Raw genomic sequence first — 1,313 nt, 5'->3', positions numbered from 1 at the left:
AGGATGGACTCGCGGCCTATCAGCTTGTTGGTGAGGTAGTGGCTCACCAAGGCTTCGACGGGTAGCCGGCCTGAGAGGGTGACCGGCCACATTGGGACTGAGATACGGCCCAGACTCCTACGGGAGGCAGCAGTGGGGAATATTGCGCAATGGGCGGAAGCCTGACGCAGCAACGCCGCGTGCGGGATGACGGCCTTCGGGTTGTAAACCGCTTTCAGCAGGGACGAAGCTTTTGTGACGGTACCTGCAGAAGAAGCACCGGCCAACTACGTGCCAGCAGCCGCGGTGATACGTAGGGTGCGAGCGTTGTCCGGAATTATTGGGCGTAAAGAGCTTGTAGGCGGTTTGTCACGTCGAAAGTGAAAACTCAGGCCTTAATCCTGAGCTTGCTTTCGATACGGGCTGACTAGAGGAAGGTAGGGGAGAGTGGAATTCCTGGTGGAGCGGTGGAATGCGCAGATATCAGGAGGAACACCAGTGGCGAAGGCGGCTCTCTGGACCTTTCCTGACGCTGAGAAGCGAAAGCGTGGGGAGCAAACAGGCTTAGATACCCTGGTAGTCCACGCCGTAAACGGTGGGCACTAGGTGTGGGTCACATTCCACGTGATCCGTGCCGCAGCTAACGCATTAAGTGCCCCGCCTGGGGAGTACGGCCGCAAGGCTAAAACTCAAAGGAATTGACGGGGGCCCGCACAAGCGGCGGAGCATGCGGATTAATTCGATGCAACGCGAAGAACCTTACCTGGGTTTGACATATGCCGGAAAGCTGCAGAGATGTGGCCTCCCTTTGGGCCGGTTTACAGGTGGTGCATGGCTGTCGTCAGCTCGTGTCGTGAGATGTTGGGTTAAGTCCCGCAACGAGCGCAACCCTTGTCCTATGTTGCCAGCAATTCGGTTGGGGACTCATAGGAGACTGCCGGGGTCAACTCGGAGGAAGGTGGGGACGACGTCAAGTCATCATGCCCCTTATGTCCAGGGCTTCACGCATGCTACAATGGCCGGTACAAAGAGCTGCGAGCCTGTGAGGGTGAGCGAATCTCAAAAAGCCGGTCTCAGTTCGGATTGGGGTCTGCAACTCGACCCCATGAAGTCGGAGTCGCTAGTAATCGCAGATCAGCAACGCTGCGGTGAATACGTTCCCGGGCCTTGTACACACCGCCCGTCAAGTCATGAAAGTCGGCAACACCCGAAGCCGGCGGCCCAACCCCTTGTGGGAGGGAGCTGTCGAAGGTGGGGCTGGTAATTAGGACTAAGTCGTAACAAGGTAGCCGTACCGGAAGGTGCGGCTGGATCACCTCCTTTCTAAGGAGCCC

At 57.8% G+C, this 1,313-nt stretch carries 1 rRNA gene; it reads left to right on the top strand.

From position 1 onward, the window contains the following. Positions 1-1,302 (top strand): 16S ribosomal RNA (locus tag GA0111570_RS17190); the annotation flags it as partial. Positions 1,303-1,313: the final 11 nt, after the last annotated feature.

Source organism: Raineyella antarctica (genome assembly GCF_900092135.1).
GTDB lineage: Bacteria > Actinomycetota > Actinomycetes > Propionibacteriales > Propionibacteriaceae > Raineyella > Raineyella antarctica.
The sequence above is the reverse complement of the archived record's forward strand: the minus strand, read 5'-3'. Positions and strand labels throughout refer to the sequence as shown.